General features: G+C 72.2%; 22 protein-coding genes. 11 read left to right on the forward strand and 11 right to left on the reverse strand.

The features are described from left to right. Window positions 1–66 precede the first annotated feature (66 nt). Window positions 67–3597 carry a bifunctional [glutamine synthetase] adenylyltransferase/[glutamine synthetase]-adenylyl-L-tyrosine phosphorylase gene (locus C8K30_RS14450; RefSeq protein WP_108493621.1) on the reverse strand — a complete coding sequence of 1177 codons (3531 nt, stop codon included), beginning with the start codon at window positions 3595–3597 and terminating at the stop codon, window positions 67–69. Between the two features lie 82 nt (window positions 3598–3679). After that, complete coding sequence (gene glnA / locus C8K30_RS14455; protein WP_108493622.1) at window positions 3680–5014, reverse strand: type I glutamate--ammonia ligase; 1335 nt, start codon at window positions 5012–5014, stop codon at window positions 3680–3682. A gap of 104 nt (window positions 5015–5118) precedes the next feature. Between glnA and panB the strand changes: the two genes are divergently transcribed. Next, the gene (gene panB, locus C8K30_RS14460; RefSeq protein WP_108493623.1) at window positions 5119–5949 is read left to right on the forward strand and encodes a 3-methyl-2-oxobutanoate hydroxymethyltransferase; all 831 of its coding nucleotides are present in this window, start codon (window positions 5119–5121) and stop codon (window positions 5947–5949) included. Window positions 5950–6004: 55 nt separating this feature from the next. On the opposite strand, the gene C8K30_RS14465 is transcribed toward panB, so the two are convergent. Then, window positions 6005–6190 carry a hypothetical protein gene (locus C8K30_RS14465; RefSeq protein ID WP_108493624.1) on the reverse strand — a complete coding sequence of 62 codons (186 nt, stop codon included), beginning with the start codon at window positions 6188–6190 and terminating at the stop codon, window positions 6005–6007. 14 nt (window positions 6191–6204) lie between these two features. Here C8K30_RS14465 and ppgK point away from each other — a divergent pair, with 14 nt between their 5' ends. Next, entirely contained in the window at window positions 6205–6951 is a 747-nt protein-coding gene (gene ppgK, locus C8K30_RS14470) for a polyphosphate--glucose phosphotransferase (RefSeq protein ID WP_108493625.1), read from the forward strand. A 48-nt stretch (window positions 6952–6999) separates the two neighbouring features. Here ppgK and C8K30_RS14475 read toward each other — a convergent pair whose 3' ends face one another. Together C8K30_RS14475 and C8K30_RS14480 are read right to left on the reverse strand one after the other, a co-directional pair. Continuing rightward, window positions 7000–7368: an STAS domain-containing protein gene (locus C8K30_RS14475; RefSeq protein WP_108493626.1), complete on the reverse strand. Its 369-nt coding sequence runs from the start codon at window positions 7366–7368 to the stop codon at window positions 7000–7002. A 268-nt stretch (window positions 7369–7636) separates the two neighbouring features. After that, complete coding sequence (locus tag C8K30_RS14480) at window positions 7637–7993, reverse strand: DUF3467 domain-containing protein (protein WP_108493627.1); 357 nt, start codon at window positions 7991–7993, stop codon at window positions 7637–7639. Window positions 7994–8196: 203 nt separating this feature from the next. On the opposite strand from C8K30_RS14480, the gene C8K30_RS14485 reads away from it, so the two are divergent. Further along, window positions 8197–10482 carry an AAA family ATPase gene (locus C8K30_RS14485; protein ID WP_108493628.1) on the forward strand — a complete coding sequence of 762 codons (2286 nt, stop codon included), beginning with the start codon at window positions 8197–8199 and terminating at the stop codon, window positions 10480–10482. Here C8K30_RS14485 and C8K30_RS14490 read toward each other — a convergent pair. The 3 genes from C8K30_RS14490 to C8K30_RS14500 all read right to left on the reverse strand — a co-directional run bounded on the left by C8K30_RS14490 (window position 10412) and on the right by C8K30_RS14500 (window position 12348). After that, window positions 10412–10816, reverse strand: coding sequence for a PPOX class F420-dependent oxidoreductase (locus C8K30_RS14490; protein WP_108493629.1), 405 nt, complete (start codon window positions 10814–10816; stop codon window positions 10412–10414). The genes C8K30_RS14485 and C8K30_RS14490 overlap by 71 nt on opposite strands. A gap of 75 nt (window positions 10817–10891) precedes the next feature. Continuing rightward, a complete protein-coding gene (locus tag C8K30_RS14495; RefSeq protein WP_108493630.1) occupies window positions 10892–11635 on the reverse strand; it encodes a class I SAM-dependent methyltransferase in 744 nt (247 codons plus the stop codon). Window positions 11636–11685: 50 nt separating this feature from the next. Beyond that, complete coding sequence (locus C8K30_RS14500; RefSeq protein WP_108493631.1) at window positions 11686–12348, reverse strand: histidine phosphatase family protein; 663 nt, start codon at window positions 12346–12348, stop codon at window positions 11686–11688. Between the two features lie 133 nt (window positions 12349–12481). Between C8K30_RS14500 and C8K30_RS14505 the strand changes: the two genes are divergently transcribed. The 4 genes from C8K30_RS14505 (at window position 12482) to C8K30_RS14520 (ending at window position 16587) form a co-directional block, all read left to right on the forward strand. Continuing rightward, window positions 12482–13516 (forward strand): metalloregulator ArsR/SmtB family transcription factor, encoded by a 1035-nt coding sequence (locus C8K30_RS14505; RefSeq protein ID WP_108493934.1) that lies wholly within the window; start codon window positions 12482–12484, stop codon window positions 13514–13516. 74 nt (window positions 13517–13590) lie between these two features. Beyond that, on the forward strand, window positions 13591–14016 hold the full coding sequence (locus C8K30_RS14510) for an arsenate reductase ArsC (protein WP_108493632.1): 426 nt from the start codon (window positions 13591–13593) through the stop codon (window positions 14014–14016). Next, a complete protein-coding gene (locus tag C8K30_RS14515) occupies window positions 14013–14789 on the forward strand; it encodes an MIP/aquaporin family protein (RefSeq protein WP_108493633.1) in 777 nt (258 codons plus the stop codon). Before C8K30_RS14510 ends, C8K30_RS14515 begins: the two co-directional genes overlap by 4 nt. 115 nt (window positions 14790–14904) lie before the next feature. Beyond that, window positions 14905–16587 carry an FAD-dependent oxidoreductase gene (locus tag C8K30_RS14520; RefSeq protein WP_108493935.1) on the forward strand — a complete coding sequence of 561 codons (1683 nt, stop codon included), beginning with the start codon at window positions 14905–14907 and terminating at the stop codon, window positions 16585–16587. Between the two features lie 66 nt (window positions 16588–16653). On the opposite strand, the gene C8K30_RS14525 is transcribed toward C8K30_RS14520, so the two are convergent. Then, window positions 16654–18126 carry an NAD(P)-binding domain-containing protein gene (locus tag C8K30_RS14525; protein WP_108493634.1) on the reverse strand — a complete coding sequence of 491 codons (1473 nt, stop codon included), beginning with the start codon at window positions 18124–18126 and terminating at the stop codon, window positions 16654–16656. Between the two features lie 258 nt (window positions 18127–18384). On the opposite strand from C8K30_RS14525, the gene C8K30_RS14530 reads away from it, so the two are divergent. Further along, the gene (locus C8K30_RS14530; protein ID WP_158281014.1) at window positions 18385–19644 is read left to right on the forward strand and encodes an ATP-binding protein; all 1260 of its coding nucleotides are present in this window, start codon (window positions 18385–18387) and stop codon (window positions 19642–19644) included. A 79-nt stretch (window positions 19645–19723) separates the two neighbouring features. Here C8K30_RS14530 and C8K30_RS14535 read toward each other — a convergent pair whose 3' ends face one another. Then, entirely contained in the window at window positions 19724–20128 is a 405-nt protein-coding gene (locus C8K30_RS14535; protein WP_108493636.1) for a PPOX class F420-dependent oxidoreductase, read from the reverse strand. Further along, window positions 20128–20985, reverse strand: a complete 858-nt coding sequence (locus C8K30_RS14540) for an LLM class flavin-dependent oxidoreductase (protein ID WP_108493637.1) — start codon at window positions 20983–20985, stop codon at window positions 20128–20130. Before C8K30_RS14540 ends, C8K30_RS14535 begins: the two co-directional genes overlap by 1 nt. 74 nt (window positions 20986–21059) lie before the next feature. Between C8K30_RS14540 and C8K30_RS14545 the strand changes: the two genes are divergently transcribed. The 3 genes from C8K30_RS14545 to C8K30_RS14555 all read left to right on the forward strand — a co-directional run bounded on the left by C8K30_RS14545 (window position 21060) and on the right by C8K30_RS14555 (window position 23931). Next, window positions 21060–21518, forward strand: coding sequence for a MarR family winged helix-turn-helix transcriptional regulator (locus C8K30_RS14545; protein WP_158281015.1), 459 nt, complete (start codon window positions 21060–21062; stop codon window positions 21516–21518). 223 nt (window positions 21519–21741) lie between these two features. Then, window positions 21742–22575 (forward strand): IclR family transcriptional regulator, encoded by an 834-nt coding sequence (locus tag C8K30_RS14550; RefSeq protein ID WP_108493639.1) that lies wholly within the window; start codon window positions 21742–21744, stop codon window positions 22573–22575. A gap of 57 nt (window positions 22576–22632) precedes the next feature. Beyond that, window positions 22633–23931 carry a glucarate dehydratase family protein gene (locus C8K30_RS14555; RefSeq protein ID WP_199230495.1) on the forward strand — a complete coding sequence of 433 codons (1299 nt, stop codon included), beginning with the start codon at window positions 22633–22635 and terminating at the stop codon, window positions 23929–23931. Window positions 23932–23984 lie beyond the last annotated feature (53 nt).

The following is a 23984-nucleotide window of genomic DNA, read 5'->3' on the forward strand; positions in this document are numbered from 1 at the left end:
ACGATATCGTGCCCGACGTGCTTGGGGACCCCTCCCGAAGGGGCTGATCAAGGGCTATTTCTGGGCCTATTCCGCGCCGTAGAACACCCGCACCGTCACGGCTCGCGCGCGGCGCGCGACACGCAGGTACAGCTCCTCGAGCTCGGGGCCCGTGCCCACGTCCCCGAGCAGCCGCGCTATCCCGGTCAGGGCGTGGCTGTCGTGCGGCAGCATGTCCACGCCGGCGCCTGTCGTCCGCCCCGACCAGAGCACGATCGCCGACCGCAACCGCGACGCGAGCACCCACGCCTCCAGGAGCACCTCGGCGTCGTCGTCGGTCAGCAGCCCCGCCTCCCGAGCGGCCTTCAGCGCGGAGACCGTGCCGGTGGTCCGCAGGCCGGGCACCTCGAACGCGTGCTGCAGCTGCAGCAGCTGGACGGTCCACTCGACGTCGGACACGCCGCCGCGCCCGAGCTTCAGGTGCCGCGCCGGGTCCGCGCCGCGCGGCAGCCGTTCCGACTCCACGCGCGCCTTGATGCGCCGCACCTCGCGTAGGACGGCGGCGTCGGGCCCGCCCTCCGGGTAGCGAAGCGGATCGATGAGCGCCGTGAACCGCGCGCCCAGCGACCGGCCGCCCTCGGCGCCCGGCCCCAGGTCGAGCTCGCCGACGACGTCGGGCACGGCACCGGCACCGGCAACGGCACCGGCACCGGCACCGGCACCGGCACCGGCACCGGCACCAGCAACGCCTGCCCCGGCGCCGTCGGACAGCGAGGCCGCCACCGCGCCCTCGTCCGGGCCGCCCGCCGCGACCACGCTCAGCGTGCCCGACAGGGCCCGCGCCCGCAGGAGCGCCTGCGCCTCCCAGGGCGAGGACCAGCGGCCGTAGTACTTCACGTAGGACTCGAAGGACCGCACCAGGGGCCCGTTGCGGCCCTCGGGCCGCAGGTCGGCGTCCAGGGGCAGGCCCGGCTCGGGCCCGACGGCGGAGAGGATGCGCCGCATGTCCTTCGCCACGGTCAGCGCGTAGTCGTTGGCCTCCTTGTCCGGCGCGCCGCCCACCGCCTCGTACACGAACATTACGTCCGCGTCCGAGCCGTACCCCATCTCCTGGCCGCCGAGCCGGCCCATCGCGACGATGAGCAACCGCGCGGGCTCGTCCCCGCGCGCCACGTTCCGCTCGGCGCGCGCCTCGTGCTCCGCGATGCGCAGCCCGCCGGCCAGCACTACGTCGGCGGCGTCCGAGATCGCCTTCGCGGCGCCGACCGGCCCGAGAGCGCCCAGGACCTCGGCGACGCCGGTGCGGGCCAGCTCGCGCCGCCGCAGCGCGCGCAGCGCGACGGTGGCGCTGTCCACCTCCTGGGCCCGCCCGAGCAGCGCGTCCGCCTCCGAGGCCAGCCGCCGCACCCCGCGCGGCGCGAGCGACTCGGACTGGGCCAGCCAGCGCACGGACTCGGGCGACCGCCCGATCGCGTCCGCGAGGTAGCGCGACGACGACAGCACCTGGGCCAGGCGCGACGCCGCCTCGGCGGAGTCGCGCAGCAGCCGCAGGTACCAGTGGGTGGAGCCCAGCGTGTCCGACAGCTTCCGGAACGCGAGCAGCCCCTCGTCCGGGTCGGCGCCCTCGGCGAACCAGCCCAGCAGCACCGGGAGCAGCTGCCGCTGGATCGCCGCGCGCCGCGAGACGCCGTCGGTCAGGGCCTGGACGTGGCGCATCGCGCCGGCCGGGTCGCGGTAGCCGATCGCCGCGAACCGGGCCATGGCGGCCCGCGGCGCGAGCGAGGCCTCGCCCCTGGACAGCAGCGCCGTCGCCGGCAGGAGCGGCCGGTAGTAGACGGCCTCGTGCAGGTCGCGCACCTCGCGCCGCACGGACCGCCAGGTCTTGACGAGGTCGTCGGCGCTGCCGTAGCCCAGGCCGCGGGCCAGCCGCCGCAGCTCGGCCTCGGCGGTGGGCATGAGGTGGGTGCGGCGCAGCCGGAAGAGCTGGACCCGGTGCTCCAGGGCCCGCAGGAACCGGTAGCACTCCCCCATCCGGTCGGCATGATCGCGCCCGACGTAGCCGCCGCGCGACAGGGCCGCCAGCGCGTCGAGCGTGGTCCGCGACCTGATGTCCTCGTCCGCGCGCCCGTGCACGAGCTGCAGCAGCTGCACCGTGAACTCGACGTCGCGCAGGCCGCCCTTGCCGAGCTTGATCTGCCGGTCGGCCTCCGCCACGGGCACGTTGTCCTCGACGCGCTTGCGCATCACGCGCGCGTCCTCGACGAAGTTGGGCCGCTCGACGGCCCGCCACACCAGCGGCCCGACGGCGGCGGTGTACGCCTCCCCCAGCGCCAGGTCGCCCGCCACGGGACGCGCCTTGAGCAGCGCCTGGAACTCCCACGTCACGGCCCACCGCTCGTAGTACGCGACGTGGCTGGCCAGCGTCCGCACGAGCGGCCCCTGCTTGCCCTCCGGCCGCAGCGCCGCGTCGACCTGCCACAGCGCCGGCTCCGCCGACGCGCCCGAGCACACCTGGGCCAGCCGGCCCGCGAGCCGCGTGGCGACCCGCAGGGCGTGGTCCTCGTCGCACGCCGGGGCGCCGTCGGGCAGCAGACCCGGCTCGGCGACGTAGATCACGTCCACGTCCGAGATGTAGTTCAGCTCCCGGCCGCCGGTCTTGCCCATGCCGACCACGGCCAGCCGGACGCCGACGGCGTGGTCCTCCTCGTCGGCGCGCGCGACGGCCAGCGCACCCTCCAGCGCGGCGGCCGCCAGGTCCGCGAGCGCCGCCGCCACGGCGGGGAGCACGGCCGTCGGGTCGGGTGCGGTGACGTCGGTGGCGGCGATCCGCAGCAGCCGCGCCCGGTAGGCGCGCCGTAGCCGGTCGGTGTACGACGGCGGGGCGGCCCCGGTCTGCGCCGTCCCCTCACCTGCCCCGTGCCCTGCTCCGTGCCCTGCCCCGTGTGCCGGCCGGTCGCCCCCGTGCGGCCGGCCGGCCGGGTCGGCCTGCGGGTGGGTCCCCGCGACGGGCTCGGCGGCCTCCGGGTCGGCGTCGACCGCCCGCAGCAGCTCGGCGCGGACCGTCCCGGCCGGGACGCCCGTGCCCGGGGCGCTGTCCCGGATCAGGTCGAGCAGCGCGGGGTGCCGGACGAGCTCGTCGCCGAGCGCCGAGGACGCGCCCAGCACGCGCAGCAGCCGGTCGCACGCGGTCGGGCGGGGGGCGTCGGCGCCGCCGGGCACCGACTTGTCGGACGCCGCGGCGTCGGCCGACATGTCCCTGGCGCGCACGACCGGAGCGTCGACGTCGCCTCGGGACTCCGGGGTGCCCCGGTCGGGGACCACGAGGACCGGGCGCAGCCGGTCCGGGGCGGCCGCCGCGAGGCGGACGAGCTGGAGCAGCGCGAGGTCCGGATCGGCGACGGCGGCGAGCGAGCGCAGGAGCGCGACGTCGGAGGGGTCGAGCTCCACCGACCCGCCGTCGGGGCCGGCCGAGCGGCCCGCTCCCCCGCCGCCCTTCGGCCGGCTGTCCAGCACCGCCACCAGGTCGGGATCCCGCCACAGGGAGGCCGACCGGGTGAGGTCGGCGAACCCAGCCCGGATGAGATGGGTGGTCAGGGTCTCGGGTCGGCGGCTCTGCACCCCCCGACCCTACGACGCGGGCCCACTCCTGCCGAAGTAGAACTGTGGCGAGATGGAACTACTTCGGCGGGGTGGGTACTGGTCAGAGCTGCAGGAATCGCTTGAGCTCGAACGGCGTGACCTGGGCGCTGTACGCCTCCCACTCCTCGCGCTTGTTGCGCAGGAAGTAGTCGAAGACGTGCTCGCCGAGGGTCTCGGCCACGAGCTCGGACTTCTCCATGAACTGGATGGCCTCGTCGAGGTCGCGCGGCAGCGGCGCGATGCCCAGCGCGCGACGCTCGGCGGAGGTGAGCTCCCAGACGTCGTCCTCGGTGTGGTCCAGGAGGTCGTAGCCCTCCTCGATGCCCTTGAGGCCGGCCGCCAGGATCACGGCGAACGCCAGGTACGGGTTGGCGGCCGAGTCCAGCGCGCGGTACTCGATGCGCGCCGAGTTGCCCTTGCCGGGCTTGTACATCGGCACGCGGACCAGCGCGGACCGGTTGTTGTGGCCCCAGCTCACGTAGCTCGGGGCCTCCTGCCCGCCCCAGAGCCGCTTGTAGCTGTTGACGTACTGGTTGGTGACGGCGGTGATCTCGCCCGCGTGCACCATGAGGCCGGCGATGAACTGGCGCGCCGTCTTGGACAGCTCGAACTGGGCGCCGGGCTCGTAGAACGCGTTGCGGTCGTCCTCGAAGAGCGACACGTGCGTGTGCATGCCGGAGCCGGGCTGGTCGGCCAGCGGCTTGGGCATGAAGGACGCGAACACGCCCTGCTCGAGCGCCACCTCCTTGACGACCGTGCGGAACGTCATGAGGTTGTCGGCGGTGGTCAGCGCGTCGGCGTACCGCAGGTCGATCTCGTTCTGCCCCGGGCCGGCCTCGTGGTGGGAGAACTCCACCGAGATGCCCATCGACTCGAGCATCGTGATCGCGGCACGGCGGAAGTCGTGCGTCGACCCGCGGGCCAGGTGGTCGAAGTACCCGCCCTGGTCCACCGGCTCGAGCTTCGAGTCGGTCTTGGTCAGCTGGTTGAAGAGGTAGAACTCGACCTCGGGGTGCGTGTAGAACGTGAACCCGCGGTCGCTCGCCTTGGCGAGGGTGCGCTTGAGGACGTTGCGGGAGTCCGCCAGCGACGGCTGCCCGTCCGGCGTCAGGATGTCGCAGAACATGCGGCCCGTCCCGTGCCGCTCACCGCGCCACGGGAGCACCTGGAAGGTGGTCGGGTCGGGCTTGGCGACCATGTCGGCCTCGAAGACCCGGGTGAGCCCTTCGATGGCGCTGCCGTCGAAGCCGATGCCCTCGCTGAACGCCGACTCGAGCTCCGCGGGCGCCACAGCGACCGACTTCAGCACACCGAGCACGTCGGTGAACCAAAGCCGGATGAAGCGGATGTCGCGCTCCTCGACCGTGCGGAGCACGAACTCCTGCTGCCTGTCCATGGGGCCATCTTGCACTAAACCTGTTACAGGTGCGTGTACCGGGTGTGGACGACGGGTCTTAGGCTTACTTGCGGCACTGACGCCGCTCGAACCACAGGAGGATCATGTCCGCCCACACCTCGCCCACTCAGGGCCCCAAGAGGGTTCGCGTGCACCACCTGGCCGAGGCCAAGGCCCGGGGGGAGAAGCTCGCGATGCTCACGGCGTACGACGCCGTTACCGCCGCGATCTTCGACGCGGCCGGGATGGACATCCTGCTCGTGGGCGACTCCATCGGAAACGTCATGCACGGGCACACCAGCACCATTCCCGTGACGGTCGACGACATGATCCCCGCCGCGCGCGCCGTCGCCCGGGCCACGAAGCGCGCCTTCGTGGTGATCGACCTGCCGTTCGGCTCCTACGAGGCCGGGCCGCAGCAGGCGCTGGAGACCTCGGTGCGGATCTTCAAAGAGACGGGCGCCGACGCCGTCAAGCTCGAGGGCGGCATCCGTTCCGCACCGCAGATCCGGGCGCTGACCGACGCGGGCATCCCCGTCGTCGCGCACCTCGGGTACACGCCGCAGTCGGAGAACCTGCTGGGCGGGCCGCGGGTGCAGGGCCGCGGCGACGCCGCCGTCGAACGGCTCGCCGCGGACGCGAAGGCCATCGAGGAGGCGGGTGCGGTCGCCGTCGTCCTGGAGATGGTGCCCACGGACGTCGCCGCGCGGATCACCGAGATCCTGCGTATCCCGACCATCGGCATCGGCGCCGGGCCGCACTGCGACGGCCAGGTCCTGGTGTGGACGGACATGGCCGGGATGACCGACTGGTCGCCCCGCTTCGCCCGCCGCTACGCCGAGCTCGGCGCGGTGCTGCAGCAGGCCGCGGAGGACTACGTCGCCGAGGTCAAGGACGCGTCCTTCCCGGACGAGGCGCACTCGTTCGAGAAGTAGCCGGCGGGCGGTCGGACGTGCGGGTCACGCGAGCGGCCCGTGCGTCCGACCCGGCCTACTTGTTGCGCCAGTCGTCGTCGTCCTTCTCCCACGACTCGTTGCGCGACTTCGCGCTCGCCAGCGCCCGCTCGGCCTCGGCGCGCGTGCGGTACGGGCCCATCAGGTGCGTCCAGGACGAGCGGTGCCCCTCCTCGACCGCGCCGGTCTCCGTGTTGTACCAGTACTGCTCCTCAGTGGTCATGAGACGATCCTGACATGAGCGACCTGGCGTTCGGCATAGACATCGGAGGTTCGGGGATCAAGGGTGCACCCGTCGATCTCACGGCGGGCGAGTACGCCGAGAAGCGGACCCGCATCCCGACCCCCCAACCGTCCACCCCGCAGGCCGTGGCGGACGTGCTCGCGGAGCTCGTCGACGGTTATCACCTGCCCGACGACGTGCCGATCGGTGTCGCGTTCCCCGCCCCGATGCAGCGCGGCGTGGTGCGCTCCATGGCGAACCTGGACCAGTCCTGGACCGGCGTGGACCTGCCTGCGCTCGTGCACCGCGCGACCGGCAGGCACGTCGTCGCGGTGAACGACGCCGACGCGGCGGGCGTGGGCGAGGTCCGCTACGGCGCCGCGCGCGACGCCGACGGCGTGGTGCTCGTGGCGACGCTCGGCACGGGGATCGGGTCGGCGCTCGTGGTCGACGGCGTCCTGGTGCCGAACACGGAGCTGGGGCACCTCGAGATCGACGGGCACGACGCCGAGTCCCGCGCCGCCGACTCCGCGCGCGAGCGTGAGGACCTGTCCTGGGACGAATGGTCCGAGCGCCTGCAGCGCTACTTCGGCGTGGTCGAGGACCTGCTGTCCCCCGACCTCATCGTCGTGGGTGGTGGGGTGAGCAAGCACCACGAGAGGTACCTGCCGAACCTGCACCTGCGCGCACCGATCGTCCCGGCGCAGCTGCGGAACGCGGCCGGCATCATCGGCGCCGCGGCGCTGGCCGCCGGGCGCTGAACCACGCGCCCGGCCTGCGGGCCGGGCGTGGTCGCCGGCGGGGGCGGCTCAGGCCTCCCGCGCGACGGCGGGGTGGGCCGGGTGCGCGAACAGCGCGTCGACCCCGAGCATCTCGATGACGGTCCGGACCACCGCGGGCGGCTCCGGGAGGCTGACGGTCAGCCCGTCCTGCGTTCCGTATGTATACATCTGCATGAGAAAAGCAACGCCGGTCGAGTCCATGAACGTCACCTTGGACGTGTCGATCACTACCGCCTTAGCCCTCTCGAGGGCGTTGGCTATCGCAGCACTCGACTCACCGCGCAAAGAGACATCGATCTCTCCCCACATGCTCACGACACTCGTGCGGGACTGTTCTTCGAACATGATCCCGCCCGTGCGCCCCCTGTTGTCGAATTCCGTGTTGCTCACTTGCATCGCCCCTGTTCATTGCTCCCCGACACGGCCGCCGGAACGGGTCGCCCGACCCCCCGGGCAACTCTGGGAGATTGCAACGCCATCGTCGCGATCACGGGCAGCCTACATCCGTGAAGATCGCAAGTGGAACAGCCTCCGGGACTTACATTTCCCGGACCATCCTGGTATACACCATCATTTCTCCGGGCAAACCGGAGGATTATTACCGGTCAGATCGGACAAATAGACACCGAGTTGGACAATCGTCCAAGAAAAAGATTCACAAGATTCAATTCTCCGAGGACCGATTCGGGCCATCCGGCCCCTCTGCGGCCCTCGGATTGCGAACGGACGGCGCGCTTTCCTTCTCCCATGCATCGAGCTGCATAGTTAACGCCTTGGCGAGCTCGAAGACCTGCTGCGGAGGAATACGCACGCGGGACACTACCCGGCCCGGCACGGTAATGGAGGTAACTTCACCCGACTCCGGGTCGGAGACCGGGCTCGGCGGCTGCTTCACAGCGATGAAGTCCAGGATGAACGATGTCGGCGTGTGCCATACGGAGGCGAAGTCGGCCGGTACGCCGGTCTCCATCTCGTCGGGTACGTCGATCTGGAACTCCTGGGGCAGCTCGTCGGACGACACTGGGGCTCCTCGATTGGCCGGGCGGTTCACCGACCGTACCGTGGGGCAGGTTGACGCGACAGTGGAAACGGACTCGGAGGACAAATGGTCTTTTGAGTAGCGATGGTGTCGACAAAAACGTGCAGTCCGGTTCGTGCCCGCAGCACTAGACTCGCGCGTCTGGTCACCCGCACCTCCCCACGCAGACTCCTGGAGGGTCCCCCATGCCTGCCGACGTGTCCGAGCTCGCCCGCGAGCGGGAGTTCCTCGCCGAGGCCAGGTCGCAGCTCGGCCGGATGCGGGACCGGGTCGCCGCGCTCGACGGCAGCTACGCCGGCAACTGGGTGAGCGCGGAGGTCCTGGCGGCAACGCTCGCGCGCCGGATGGAACAGCTCACCGACGACCCGGAGATCCCGCTCTTCTTCGGCCGCATCGACCTCGCGGCCGAGCCAGGCGCCGAAATCGGCGCCGCGGCCCCCGGCGAGACCTTTCATATCGGGCGACGCCACGTCTCGGACCCCGACGGCGAGCCGATGGTGGTGGACTGGCGCGCCCCGGTGAGCACCCCGTTCTACCGCGCGACGCCGAAGGAGCCGATGGGCATCACGGCCCGGCGCCGGTACGGGTTCGCCCGCGGCCACCTGACCGCGTTCGAGGACGAGTCCCTGAACCGCGACGACCGGGCCGCCGCCGGCGCCGGCCTGGCCGGTGCCGGCCCGTCCGCGGACGCCGCCGACGGCACCGCCGCGCACTCGGAGATCCTCGAGGCCGAGATCGAACGTCCGCGCACCGGCCCGATGCGCGACATCGTCGCGACCATCCAGCCCGAGCAGGACGTCATCGTCCGGATGCCGCTCGAGCGGACGCTCGTCGTGCAGGGCGCACCCGGTACGGGGAAGACGGCGGTCGGGCTGCACCGCGCGGCGTACCTCCTGTACGCACACCGCGACCAGCTCACCCGCCGCGGCGTGCTCGTCGTCGGACCCAACAAGAGCTTCCTGCGCTACATCCGCGACGTGCTGCCCGCCCTCGGCGAGATCCACGCCACCCAGGCGACCATCGAGGAGATAGTCAGCAGCCACGCCCCGGTCCGCGCCACCGAGCCCGCCGACGTCGCGACCCTCAAGGGCGACGGCCGGATGGCCGCCGTGCTGCTGCGCGCCGTCTGGTCGCACATCGTCACGCCGCAGGACACGCTGGTCCTGCCGCGCGGCTCGTTCCGCTGGCGGGTGCCCGCGTACGAGGCGCGCGAGGCGATAGAGCAGATCAGGGCGCGCGACGTGCGGTACGCCCTGGGCGGAGCCCAGCTGCGGCACGCCCTCGCGCACCGGGTGCTCGTCCAGATCGAGGAGACCGGCGACGCGCTCGACGACAAGGCATGGGACGTCCTGGCCCGGACCAAGCCCGTCCGGGACTACGCGGCCGCGGTCTGGCCGGCGGTCGAACCGCGCAGGCTGCTCTTCCGCCTGTTCTCCGACCAGCGGTTCCTGGCCGAGTGCGCCGAGGGAATCCTGTCCGACGCCGAGCAGCTCCTCCTCGGCTGGGACCGCCCCCCGCGGACGCCGGGCTCGGCCCGCTGGACGACGGCGGACCTCGTGCTGCTCGACGAGATCGCAGACCTGCTGGACCGGACCGAGTCGGTGGCCCACATCGTCGTCGACGAGGCGCAGGACCTGTCGGCGATGATGCTGCGCTCCCTCGGCCGGCGCGCCGCCACCGGCTCGCTCACCGTGCTCGGTGACCTCGCGCAGGCCACCACGCCCTGGGCGTCGAGCGACTGGGCGGACGTCCTGGGCCATCTGGCCAAGCCCGAGGGGCACGTGGAGCAGCTGACGGCAGGATTCCGCGTGCCCGCCGACGTGATCGATCTCGCCGCCCGGCTCCTGCCCGCCATCGCGCCCGGCCTGCAGCCGCCGACGGCGGTGCGGCGCGCCCGCGGCCGGCTTCGGATCACCACCACACCCCTCGACGACGTCCTCGTGGCTGTCCCGGACCTCGAGGGATCGGTCGGCCTGATCGTGCCCGACGCCGCAGTGCCCCACGTTCGCACGACGCTCGCCGCCGTCGGCCTCATGTTCGCGGTGGTGGGCGAGCAGGACGACGACCGCCCGGGCCCGGGCGGCGCGACGGGCCCGGACGACGGCACGGGCACTGACGACGGCATGGACCTGGAAGACGCCTCAGAGTTCGACGCCCACCTGGACCTGGTGCCCGCGTCGCTCGCGAAGGGCCTCGAGTTCGACCACGTAGTACTGCACGACCCGGCCGCGATCGTCGCGGCCGAGCCGAACCGCGCCACGGGCCTGCGCCGCCTCTACGTCTGCCTCACCCGTGCGGTCACGTCCCTCGTCGTCCGGCACGACGACGACCTGCCGCCGGAGCTGGGCATCGATCGCCTGGCCGATAAGCCGGCCGAGGCCCGGAGCGTGCGAGGCCCAGTCAGGAGCGGCGACTCTGCCGACCCGGAGCCTCTGGGTCGACACCCCAGCTCGCGACCCAGGCGGGCGTGATGCGGATGACCTCCCGGCTCATGTACGACACCGGCGGGTCGACGTCCTCCAGCGCGACCGCGGTGCCACGGATCTCGAGGCCGCGCACGGTCCACGGATCCCGTGCGGCCAGGTCATCGACGACGAGGGCCACCTGGTCGTTGGCCTGGACGTTGCGGAACTTGCGGCTGGCCCCCATGGCGTGGCCGCCGATGATGATGTCGCCGGTCTCCTCGTCGAGGTAGACGCCGACGGGGTTGTTCTGGGGCGCGCCGTTCGGGTCCACGGTGGCGAGGCGCGCCAGGGGCTGGCTCTTGAGGTAGGCGCGCTCGAAGTCGGTCAGGGTGACGGTCATCCTCGCAGCGTAGGACGCCGCACCCGCTCCGGGTTAATCGAGCGGCCGTGCTTGGGCTGCTCGACGTCCGGCCCGTCAGGTTCGGCGCGCGAGCAGGCTGAACGCGTTGGGAACTCGTCCGTCCCAGACGGCGGCGGTGACACCGCCCGGGTACCAGAACGGCTCGGGATGCTCGTCGAGATGCTCGATCTCGAACCCCGCACGCCGACAGGCCATGACGATGGTCGAGAGCATGTGTTGGCGCTCCACCGCGCCGTTGGCGGGGAACGAGTCGTTGACGTGCGAGGACGCGAAGTAGCCGCGATCGGGGCGGACCCGGATCTCGTCTGCGTCCCAGGCCCACAGCGGCACGAGCGGGTGCGCCTCGTAGACGTAGAACCAACCGCCCGGCCGAAGGAGACGGTGCACCTCCGTGAAGAAGTCCCGCAGATCAGGGAGCCAGATGAGCGCGCCCTTCCCGGTGTAGACCAGATCGGCGCAGGCACCCTCCAGCCCGCTCTCGGGCATGGCCGCCCGCGTGTACCGGCACGGCATGCCGAGCTCGTCGGCCCGGCGCTGGGCACTGGAGACGGCCGCCTCGCTGTAGTCCAGCCCGTGCACTGAACGCGCCCCCAGGCGCACCAGCGCGATGTCGTCCAGGCCGTGGCCGCTCATCGGATGCACGACGTCGGCGCCGCCGACGAGCTCGGCGAGAACGTCCACCTCGGCCGGCAGGAGCTCGACGGTCCGTGCCTGCTCAAGATGCTCGGCGTACTCGTCCTCGTACTTACGCGATGCGATGGCCCAAGCGGCCCGTGTCTCGTCCCCTGCGACGTCCATCCCGCCAGCCTTTCAGCGGAACCGTCATCAGAACAGGCATTTTCGGTGTCTCAGCCCTCGACAGGTTCTCCGGTCGGGTCGTCGGCGGCGGGTGCGTCCAACCCGTGCCCGCCGACGGGGTCGGCAGTCCACGCGACCAGTCGCCAACCGCCGACCGGATCCCCTTCTATCTCCACCAGACCGGTGTTGGCCAGCGCGGTCCGCTCGACGTCGTTGACGTCCGCTCCCGCCACCCGTGCCGACACCCACGTGCGGATCGCAGCGCCATGAGAGACCGCTACGACGTTCTCCCGGCCTCGTGCGGCGATCTGCGCCACTGCCTCGTCGTACCGCCCGAGGAACGCGTGGCCGTCCGGCCCGCCGGGCATGGCGCGGCCGACGTCGCCACGCGCCCAGGCGAACACGGTGCCGAGGTAGCGCCGATGTGCCGCGTGGTCGCCGGCCATCTCGAGCTCACCCGCCTCGATCTCGCGCAGGCCGTCCACCGTCAGCGGTTCGATGCCGCGCTCCTGGGCCAGCGGCGCGGCCGTGAGCGACGTCCTCAGCAGGGGCGAGACCACTATCGCGTCGACCCGACGGCCGCTCAGCGCTCGGGGTACCGCAGCGGCCTGGCGTTCACCGAGCCGTGTCAGCCCGGGACCGGGGTTCGCAGTGTCGAGCAGCCCACGCACGTTCGAGGGTGTCTGTCCGTGGCGCAGGAGCAGAAGTCGCATGCACCGCATTCTCCCCGAAACGGCCCGCAACTATCCCGGGGACCGGCGGCGGCGCGGCTGGGCGGTGAGCTTGCGGTCTATATCGATAAGTGTCAACATAGAAACATATCGATACACCGATGGGAGGTCGATGATGACTGCTCTCACCCCGCAGAGCGCACCGAGCCCGGAGTCGCACGCCATCGGCGTGGACGTCGCGGTCACGGTGGCCGTGACGCTCAAGGCCCTGGCGGACCCGCTGCGGCTGCGCATGCTCTCCGCCATCGCCACGAGCTCCAGCGGCGAGGCCACGGCGGGCGAGCTCGCCACCCTCACCGACGTGTCCCAGCCCACGGTGTCCCACCACCTCAAGGTGCTCCGGGACGTCGGTCTGCTCATCGCGGACCGACGAGGCACCTGGGTCTGGTACCGCATCGAGCCCGCGTACCGCGGTGCCGTGGCGACCCTGCTGGACCGGTTCGCACCGGCCGCCGTCGACGTGTCTCGAAAGGCCGGGCTGACCGGTCTGTCCGACGTCGACTCGGCGCTCGACGAGTTGGCCGCCTCGCTCGCGGAACGCTTCCCCGGCACCCCCGGGCAGGAGTGCCTGCGCGTCGTGCGCGAGTCCTACGCCGCCCTGGCCCGGCGCGGCGGGTCCGCGATCTATCTGGTGGCGCTCACCGAGCACTTCGCCCGCCAGCGCATCATCGACGCCGAGAGGACCCACGCGGCCGAGACCGCGCAGGACACCCACAGCCCGCACGTACCGCAGGTGCTGTTCGTGTGCGTGGCCAACGCCGGACGGTCGCAGCTCGCCGCCGCCCTGATGCAGCATTACGCCGGTGACCGCGTGGTGGTGCGCTCTGCGGGCTCCGCGCCGGCCACGGAGATCCACGCGGGCGTGCGCGCGATCCTGGAGCAGATCGGCGATCCGGCCTCCGCGGACGCCGTCGACGACGTCACCCGTTTCTATCCCAAGCCGCTGACCGACGACGCGATCCGGGCAGCGGACGTCGTGGTCACCATGGGCTGCGGCGACACGTGCCCCGTGCTGCCCGGCAAGCGGTACGAGGACTGGGCGGTGGGCGATCCGGCTCTGGCCTCCCCCGCCGGCGTAGCCGCGATCCGCGACGAGCTGGACCAGCGGGTGCGCGCCCTGCTCGCCGACCTCGTCCCCCAGGCTGCCTGACCGGCGGACCTCCTGATCCACCGGCCGGCCGCTCTCTGCCCGACCGACACACCCGCACAGAACCGGAGAACCCTATGAGCACCGCTGAGTCCGCCAAGCCGTCCGCACTGTTCGTCTGCGTGCACAACGCGGGCCGTTCCCAGATGGCCGCCGGATTCCTCCGGGCACTGTCCGACGGCGCCGTCGAGGTGCGGTCCGCCGGGTCCATGCCCGCCGAGATGATCAACCCCACCGCGGTGGAGGCCATGCTGGAGAAGGGCATCGACATCCGCGCCGAGCGGCCCAAGGTGCTGACCAACGAGGCCGTGCAGGCCTCCGACGTCGTGATCACCATGGGCTGCGGCGACGCCTGCCCGATCTTCCCCGGCAAGCGGTACGAGGACTGGGAGCTGGACGACCCCGCCGGCCAGGGCATCGAGGCGGTGCGCCCCATCCGGGACGACATCGAGAAGCGCGTACGCGTCCTGCTGACCGAGCTCGGTGTGGGGTCCGTCGCGTGACGTCCCCCGATCCGTCCGCACTCGCCGCGCGGTCCGTCCCGGACGGCCCCGGCGCGACGGCCCGGCCGGCGCTGTGGCGTCGCGCGCTCGCCGAGGCGCTCGGCACGGGGCTGCTGGTCGCGATAGTGGTCGGGTCGGGTATCGCCGCGCAGAGCCTCTCCCCGGACGACACCGGCCTGCAGCTTCTTCAGAACAGCCTCGCCACGGCCCTGGGGCTCGCCGTGCTGATCGCCGTGCTCGGCCCGGTCAGCGGGGCGCACTTCAATCCGGTGGTGACGGTCGTCGACTGGTTCACCGGCCGATGGGACGGTTCCGGTGTGCGTGCCGCCGAAGGTGGCGTCTACGTCGTCGCGCAGATCGCGGGTGGCATCGGCGGCGCGCTGCTGGCGAACGCCATGTTCGGCGTCCCGGCGGGCCTGTCCGCGAACGAACGTGCGACCAGCCCGCACCTGTTGGCCGAGGTCGTCGCGACCGCCGGGCTCGTTCTCGTGATCCTCGGGCTGCTGCGGTCCGGACGGGCCGCCTGGATCCCCGCATCCGTCGGCGCCTACATCGGCGCGGCCTACTGGTTCACCTCGTCGACGTCGTTCGCCAACCCGGCAGTGACCGTCGGCCGGATGTTCAGCGACACGTTCGCCGGGATCACGCCCCAGTCCGTGCTGCCGTTCGTCGCGGCACAGGTCGTGGGCGGGGCACTGGGCGTGCTGATCGCCGCAACCCTGTATCCCCGGCTGCACCCGCGTGCGCTGGCCAGAGCGACGGATCGACCATGACAACGCGGACGCCGAGACCCCTTCGGCAACCACCCCTCAAGTGACAGTGCGGAGACTGGACTACATGACGAGCACCACCGGAACGGCGCAGCACGAGCCGCCGCGACCCGAACCCCTGAAGATCGTCGTTGTCGGGTCGGTAGCGGCGGGCACGTCGGCCGCCGCGAAGGCCCGGCGCAACACCGAGACCGCCCGCATCACCGTGTACGAACGCGACCACGACATCTCCTACTCGGGCTGCGGCCTGCCGTACTTCGCGGGCGGCGAGGTCAAGAGCATCGACGAGCTGACCCCGCGCAACGCCGCGTGGTTCAAGGATCGCTACGACGTCGACGTGCGCACCGGTCACGAGGTCACCGCCGTGGACGCCGCGACCCGGACCGTCACGGTACGCGACCTGGCCACCGAGACCACGTTCGAGGACACCTACGACGAGCTGATCCTGGCCACCGGAGTGCGCAGCGTGGTCCCGCCCCTGCCCGGCGTCGACCTGCCCGGGGTGTTCACGGTCCGCAGCCCGTCCGACGCGCGCGCGATCCGCGACTGGGTGGAGACGCGTCAGGTGCGCCGCGCCGTCGTGGTGGGCGCCGGGTACATCGGGCTGGAGATGACCGAGCAGCTCGCCGAGCGCGGCATCGAGGTGACCCTGGTCGAGGCTCTCGAGCACGCCATGCCCCGCATGGACGCGGACATGTCCGCGCGGGTGGACGCGGAGCTGCGCCGCAACGACGTCGACCTGCGCCTGGCCGCGCGCGTCGCCGCGGTCGAGGGGGACGACACCCGGGTGACCGGCGTGCGCGTCGGTTCGGCGGACGACGGCGACCCTGCTGCTGCTTACCTTGTCCCCGCCGACCTGGTGATCGTCGCGGTGGGCGTGCGCCCCAACCTGGAGCTCGCGCAGCGGGCCGGGGTCAGCATCGGTCCAACGGGTGCGATCGCCGTCGACCGGCAGGGACGCACCGACGTGCCGCACGTGTGGGCGGTGGGCGACGTCGCGCAGTCGTTCAACCTCATCACCGGCGAGCCCGCCTGGGTACCGCTCGGCTCCACCGCGAACAAGATGGGTCGCATCGCCGGGGACGCGATCACCGGCGGCACCCTGGAGCACCGCGGCATCCTGGGCACCTCGATCGTGCGGGTCTTCGGCCTGGCCGTGGCCCAGACCGGGCTCACCGAGGACCAGGCCCGGGCGGCCGGGTACGACGTCGAGGTGCTGCACAACATCAAGCCCGACCGGCCCGAGTACCTCGGCGGCAAGCCGCTGCTGATCAAGGCGGTCGCGGACCGCGCCTCGGGCAGGCTGCTGGGCGCGCAGGCGATCGGCGCTTCCGGCGCGGACAAGCGGATCGACGTGCTGGCCACGGCGATCACCTATGGGGCCGACGTCGCCGACCTCTTCCACCTGGACCTGGCCTACTCCCCCACCTACGCCACGACCAAGGACCCGGTGCACTACACGGGCATGGCGCTGGACAACGCGATCCGCGGGCGTGCGCCGCTGATCACGCCCGCGGAGCTGGAGCGAGAGCGGAGCGCCGGCGAGAAGGTCCAGGTGGTCGACGTGCGCTCGGCCGCGGACCGCGCCAAGGGCTTCGTGGACGGCTCCGTCCACATCCCCCTGGCGGAGCTGCGCAGCCGGTCCGGCGAGCTGGACCCGGCGGCGCTGACCGTGACGTACTGCAACAAGGGCGTCACCGGGAACGCCGGCCAGAACGTGCTGCGCAACCTCGGCTTCGAGCACGTGCACAACCTGTCCGGCGGCAACAAGAACTACCAGGCCTGGGCCGCGGCCCAGTAGCCGACCTGCCGGGACGGGGCTGCGTGAGCCGGCGCCGGCTCACGCAGCCCTACCATCGTCACGCGGTCATTCGTCGCCGGAGCGGCCGTGCTCGACGCCGGTCGCGAAGCCGACCTTCAGCGGCTCGGACGTCACAGGTCCGGCGGGTGCGCCGAGGCCGAGCGTCACCGCCTGCGGGCCCGACGGCGCCGCGCAGCAACCGCCGCCGGTCGCGCCGGCCAGGGCCAGGGCTTCCGGGGAGACCACGCCTTCGGAGTCGGCGGCGAATGCCAGGTCCGAGGAGCAGACGCCGGTCTGCGGCAGGTTCAGCTCGACGGCGTCGGCCGCGGCCCGGTCCCCGGCCAGCGCGGCGACCACCGACCGCACCTGCTCGTAGCCGGTGGCCAGCAGGAACGTCGGTGCCCGGCCGTAGGACTTCATGCCGACCAGGTAGAACCCGTCGTCGGGGTGCGCGAGGTCGGCCTCGCCGTGCGCGGGGACGGTGCCACAGGAGTGCTGGTTCGGGTCGATGAGCGGGGCGATGGCGCGCGGCGCTTCGACCACGGGGTCCAGGTCGAGGCGGACCTCGCGCAGCATGCTCAGGTCGGGCCGGAAGCCGGTCGCGTTGACTATCGTGTCCACTGCCAGCTCGAGCCCGCCGTCGATGCCGTCCTTGCGGGCCGTGCCCAGCACGCGCACCGTGCCCGACGCCCCAGGCTCCAGGCGCTCGATCGCCACCCGGGTGAGCAGCTCGAGGTGCCCGGCCTCGACGGCGTCGCGCAGGCGCGTGCCGAGCAGGCCGCGGGCGGGCAGCTCGTCGTCGACACCGCCGCCGTACAGGCGGCGCGCCGAACCCCCGCGGATGGCCCAGACGATCCGCGTGGCGGGCTCGTCCTTGGCCAGCTCGACCAGGCTGAGCAGGGTGTTCGCCGCGGAGTGGCCCATGCCCACCACAAGGGTGGCGCGTCCGGCGAAACGCCAACGGTCGGCGCCCAGCACGTCGGGCAGGGCGCCGGTCAGGTGCCCGGCCGCGCGCTCCTCGCCGATCGCGGGCAGGCCCGACAGGCCGAGCGGGTTGGGCGTGCCGAACGTCCCCGACGCGTCGATCACCGCGCGCGCCCGGGTCTCCCGGACCTCGCCGCCGATGGTGTACCGCACCAGGTACGGGCGCCGCTCGCGACCGATCGACCGTGACCGGTCGGCCCCGTCCCGGGCGACGTCGGTGACGCGCGCGCCGTACCGGACGTGGGCGCCCAGGGCGTCGGCCAGTGGCGCCAGGTAGCTCTCGACCAGGTCGCTGCCGGTCGGCAGGACCTCCGGGTCGGGCTCGGCCCACCCCGTCCCGGTGAGCAGGCGGCGGGCGGCGGCGTCGACGTCGTACTGCCACGGGGAGAACAGGCGCACGTGGCCCCAGGCGGCGACGGCCGCGGCGGGGCCGCGGCCGGCCTCCAGCACGAGCGGCTCCAGACCGCGCTCCAGCAGGTGCGCCGTGGCGGCAAGGCCGACCGGTCCGGCGCCGATGACGACGACGGGCAGGCTCTCGCGGGACGTCTCGGACATGGCCCACTCCTCAGATCGAAGTTTCTCGATGGATCAACAGGAGCAACGTATCCATAATCTTCGATGTGTGCAATCGGCGTGGGCGGGCTCGTGACCGCCCGTACCGCCGTCTGGACCCGGCACGTATCGTCGGCGTATCAAGAACCACATACGTGCTCGCAACACCACGCGGCCTTGACTGGATGCATGCACCACCCCGTGCCGGCCCGAACCGACCCCCCTGGCCCCTGCGGTGATCTCCCGGACCAGGGCTCTCGGGTGAGTCACCGGCTGGAGCTGGCCCGCCGGCGAGCCTTCGTCGGCCGGGACGAGCAGATCGCGGCCTTCCGCAAGGCGCTGAGCGACGACGTCGCCGCTCCGCTGCTGTTCCTGCACGGCGCGGGCGGCACCGGAAAGACCGCGCTGCTGCATCGCTTCGCCGACGAGGCGGCGCGGACCGGGCGCCACGTCGTCCGGCCGGGTCGCTTCGAGCCGGGGATCACGGCCGCCGAGCTGGTGGCAGCGCTCGCGCCGACGGTCGATGGTCGACACGAATCGGTAGTGATGATCGACGACTTCGACGACTGGCAGCCGCTGGAGCCCTGGCTGCGCGAGCGGCTGCTGCCCACGCTACCGCTGGGGGCGGCGGTGGTCCTGGCCGGCCGCACACCGCCTGGGCTGGACTGGACCGCCGACCCCGGCTGGCGGGAGCTGCTGCGCGTGCACGAGCTGCGCGGCCTGCCCGCAACCGACGCCGAGCTGCTGCTCGACCGCTGCTCGGTCCCCCGGGATAGTCACGCGCACCTGCTCGCACTGACCGCCTGCAATCCCCTCGCCCTGCGCGTCGCGATCGACGCGCTGTCCGACGGCGGGTCGGTGCAGGAGATCCCGCTCGCCGTGGCCCGCGCCGTCCTGCAGCGGGTCGTCGGGCCGCTACCCACACCCGCGCACCGGCGGGCACTCGAGCTGTGCGCCAGCACGGAGACGGTGACCGAGAGCAGCCTGGACGCCGTCGGGGACGCTGCCGAGCAGCTCCGATGGCTGCATTCGCTGCCCTATGTCGACTCGGGACCGAGCGGACTGCGGCTGCACCCGTTCGTGCGCGAGGCGGTCCTGGCCGAACGGCGCTGGCGCGACCCGACGTCGATCACCGCGCCGGCCGTGCTCCCCCGCGAGGGCTTCGACGATGCGGTGCGGGCCGCGCTGCGCTCGTGGCGACGTCCTGACCTGCTCGCCACCAACCCGCTCACCGCGAGCCGGCTGGTCACCCAGGGCACGGAGGCCGATCCCGTGGAAGGGCTGCGCGCCGCCCTGAAGACCGCGCTGGACCAGCTCGGTCAGGACGCGCGGCAGGGCAAGGGACATCGCGCGGTCCTGGCGACCTACCTCAGCGGCGCCCCGACCCAGGAGGCGGCCGCCGAGCGGCTCGGCCTCCCGTTCAGCACGTACCGGCGACACCTGGCCCAGGGCCTTACCGCGCTGCACAGCCTCCTGTGGTGGCAGGAGACTCGCAGCGGTAACCGTCCGCGCCGATCGTGACTCGTCCTTCGTGGATCATGCCGGCCAGGTGCGAGCGACCCGGGCAACGCCCGGGGGCTCTGGTGCACTGCGCCTGCGCTCAGCGCACGTCGCGCGCGTCGACCTTCAGGTCGTGCGCCTCGGTGTCCCGCTCGGTGATGCCGTAGCTGATGATCCGCTCGGGGTGGATCCGGATGAGGGGCGGACGCGAGCCCTCGGCGGGCAGCGCCTCCGCGCGCCCGCGGATCTCGATGCACCGCACGCGCCACGGCTGCACCGAGACGATGTCGTCGACGACGAATGCCGCGCGAGCGTTGTCTCCGACGTTGCGGAACTTGCGGCTCTGGTCCAAGCGGAAGCCGCCGATGTCGATGGTGCCGGTCTCGGCGTTGTAGCGGAACCCGACGGGGCTGTTCTGCAGGGTGCCGTCGGGCTTCTGGGTCGCGAGCCGGCCCAGCGGCTGGCTGCGCAGGTACTCCAGCTCTACCTCGGTGAATATCGGCATCAGGCGCGCTCCTTGGCGACGGCCTCGCGCACGGCGGGGGCGATCTCCTCGCCGACGACCGCCAGCCCGGCCTCGTCGTCGCCCGAGAAGATGAAGGTCGAGAAGCCGAGCTCGAGCGCGAGAGCGGTCACCTGCTCGACCCACTGCCCAGCGGCCTGCGGGGAGAGCGGCCCCGCGACGTTCGCGATGCGGATCACGGCGCGCGGATCGCGCCCCGCCGCCTGGGCGGCGTCGTCGATCCGGGCGTTGGCGTCGGCCACCTCCTGGGCGCTCAGGCGCCCGATCGAAGGCAGCCAGCCGTCCCCGAGCGCGCCGGTGAGCTCCAGCATGCGCGGCTTGTACGCCCCGAGCCAGATGCCGATGTCGTGGGCGGGAGACGGGCCCGGCTTGGCGCCCTTGGCCCGGTAGAACTCGCCCTCGACCCGCGCGGGTCCACGGCCCCATGCCGAGTGGATCACCTGGATCGCCTCCCGCAGCGCCTGGACCGCCTCGCCCGGTGACCGCCGTGGGCCGCCCAAGGCCTCGATGGCGTCCCAGAACGCGCCGGCCCCGAGCCCGAGCTCGAGCCGCCCGCCCGACAGCAGGTCCAGCGACGCCGCCGACCGAGCGAGGACGCCCGGCGGACGCAGCGGCAGGTTCGCCACGTTCGGCGCGATCGCCACGCGCTCGGTGCGCGCCGCGACGTAGGAGAGCAGCGTCCAGGTGTCCAGGAACGCCGGCTGGTACGGATGGTCCTGGAACGTCACGAGGTCAAGACCGACGCGCTCGGAGGCGACGGCCAGCTCGACGACGGCCTGCGGGTCGGCGTTCGTGGGTGTGATGAAAGAGCCGAACTTCAGCTCATGACGGTAGTCCATGGTCTCCTCCGGAAGTTCGTGACACGTACTACACTAGTACGTGTCACGAACCAATGTGCTCGAGGAGGTATTCCATGGCTGAGCCCTGGCTCGACATCACCGCGGCGCTCGTCCGCGCATCAGGCCTTGTCTCCGACATCTGCGCGAAGTCCGCGGCGGAGCACGGGGTGACGGCGCAGCAGGCCCAGCTCCTGTGCGTCCTGGAGCAGCACCCGGTCGCGATGGCCGAGCTCGGGGTGCTGATGCGGATCACCAAGTCCAGCACGACCGGTCTCGTCGACCGGGCGCAGGACGCGGGGCTCGTCGTGCGGGACACCGACGCCGACGACCGCCGTTCCCACCTGGTCAGTCTCACCGAGCGCGGTCGACAGCTCGGCGGCACGTACCGCGCCATGGTGACCGGGCGGATCGCCACCCTCATCGCCGACGTGCCGGACGCCGAGCGAGAGCTGCTGCGCGCCGTGCTCTCCCAGGTCGTGATCTCGAACCAGGCACGCGCGACGTGGCCCGCCGAACCGGAACGGGCGGCCTGACGCTCCACCGCACCGCTCAGACCCCGCACCGCCCGGACCTACGACCGCCGCTGGCTGAACAGCCAGTCGAGCTGGACGCCGTTCTGGTACAGCGGCACCCAGGCGAAGTGCGACCCACCCGGCGTCGGCCGGCGCACCCTCGGACGTCCGCATATGTGGATGAGTGTCTACGATCGTGTCCCACGGGCCTGACCACTCAGTTCCACGACACCGGGAGACAGCGATGCCCACCAGCGAGTCCGGCACCACGCCGCCGAACAGCGACCAGCCCAAGGGTGGCGTGCGGGAGGTGAAGTCCGCCGCCAGGACCGTGGAGATCCTCGAGTTTCTCGCGGCGCGGCAGAACCGGCCCGTGCGGCTGCGTGAGCTGAGCGAGGCGCTCGGAGTCCCGCGGAGCAGCCTCCACGCGCTCCTGCGGACCCTCGCTCAGCACGGCTGGGTGCGGTCCGACGCGACCGGGACGCTGCACGGCATCGGGATCCGGGCGCTGCTCGCGGGGACGAGCTATCTCGACACCGATCCCTACCTCCCGCTCGTCACCCCGATGCTCGACGGGCTGCGCGAGCAGCTGGACGAGACGTTTCACTTCGGCCGGGTCGACGGGAAGGACGTGGTCTACCTCGCGACGCGGGAGTCGAGCCAGTACCTCCGTCCGTACAGCCGCGTCGGACGCCGTCTACCCGCCTACTCGACGTCGCTCGGGAAGGCGATCCTCGCGGGCCTGCCCGCCGACGAACGGGACAGCCACCTCCCGCCGACGCTCGAGCCGCTGACGCCGCACACCCTCACCGAGCGGGCTGCCCTCGACGCCGATCTCGAAGCGACGAGGCAGCGCGGCTACGCCGTCGACAACGAGGAGAACACTGTCGGCCTGCGGTGCTTCGCGGTCGCGCTGCAGTACGACGACGAGCCCGCGACCGACGCGATCAGCGCCTCGATCCCCCTGGCCCGGCTCAGCCCCGAACGCGACGCCGAGATCGTGGCGGCCTTGCGCCAGGCCGGGGACCGGATCACGCGGCTGGCCGGTCCCGTCCGCAACTCGCTGACGTGGGGCTGATCGGCCAACCGACAGGCAGGTTGTCTACAAACGTAGACACATGACAGACTCGTAGACGTGATCAACGCACACGAGCGCCCGCGTCTCGAGGGCGGCAGCATCACCGCCGTTCACGTCACGCCCGTCGCCTTCAAGGACCCGCCCCTCCTCAACACCGTCGGTGTCCACGAGCCGTTCGCGCTGCGCACCGTCGTCGAGCTGGTCACGGAGAGCGGCACGTACGGCCTCGGCGAGTCGTACGGCGACCTGCCGCACCTCCGGCGGCTCGAACAGGCCGCGCGGGCACTGGTCGGCTGCGACGTGCTCGACCTGAACGGCATCTATCGCGCGGTGGTGGCGTCGCTCTCGACCGACGACGGCCGGGGCGGGCACGGCATGAGCGGGATGGTCACCGGGTCGGCCACGCCGGACCGGGTCTTCTCCCCGTTCGAGGTCGCCGCCCTCGATGCGCAGGGCAAGCTCATCGGCGTGCCGGTCTCGGACCTGCTCGGCGGAGCCGTGCGCGACCGGGTCAGCTACTCGACCTACCTCTTCTACAAGTGGGCCGGACACCCCGGGGCCGGCGAGGACACGTGGGGCGCGGCGCTCGATCCCGACGGCCTGGTCCGCCAGGCGCACCGCATAGTGGACGAGTACGGCTTCACCGCGATCAAGGTCAAGGGTGGCGTGTTCCACCCGGACGAGGAGATCGCGGCGATCAAGGCGCTGCGCGCGGAGTTTCCGGACCATCCCCTGCGGCTGGACCCGAACGGCGCCTGGACGCCCGCGACGTCCGTCCGCGTGGCGGAGGCGCTCGACGGCGACATCGAGTACCTGGAGGACCCGACCCCGGGCATCGAGGGGATGGCCGCCGTGGCACGGCAGGTCAGCATGCCCCTGGCGACCAACATGGCGGTCGTCGCGTTCGACCACCTTCCGCCCGCCGTCGCGCAGGACGCCGTGCAGGTGGTCCTCTCCGACCATCACTTCTGGGGCGGGCTGCGCCGGACCCAGACCCTCGGGTCGATCTGCGACGTCTGGGGACTCGGCCTGTCCATGCACTCCAACTCCCACCTCGGCATCAGCCTCGCCGCGATGACGCACCTTGCCGCGACCACCCCGAACCTCGACTACGCGTGCGACACCCACTGGCCGTGGAAGTCCCCGGACGAGGACGTCGTCGTCGACGGAGCCATCGGGTTCGCCGACGGTGGGGTCACGGTGCCGACCGCTCCGGGCCTCGGCGTCGAGCTCGACCGCGACCGCCTGGCCCGGCTCCACGAGCAGTACCTGGGCTGCGGGCTGCGCAACCGGGACGACACCGGCTACATGCGCCGGTCCGAGCCCGGCTTCGACCCGTCACCCGCCCGCTGGTGACCCCGATGCGCGCGCTTGTGACCGAGCCGGTCATGAGCCGGTTCGCCGAAAGG

The organism is Promicromonospora sp. AC04 (assembly GCF_003058225.1).
In the GTDB taxonomy this organism is placed as follows: domain Bacteria; phylum Actinomycetota; class Actinomycetes; order Actinomycetales; family Cellulomonadaceae; genus Promicromonospora.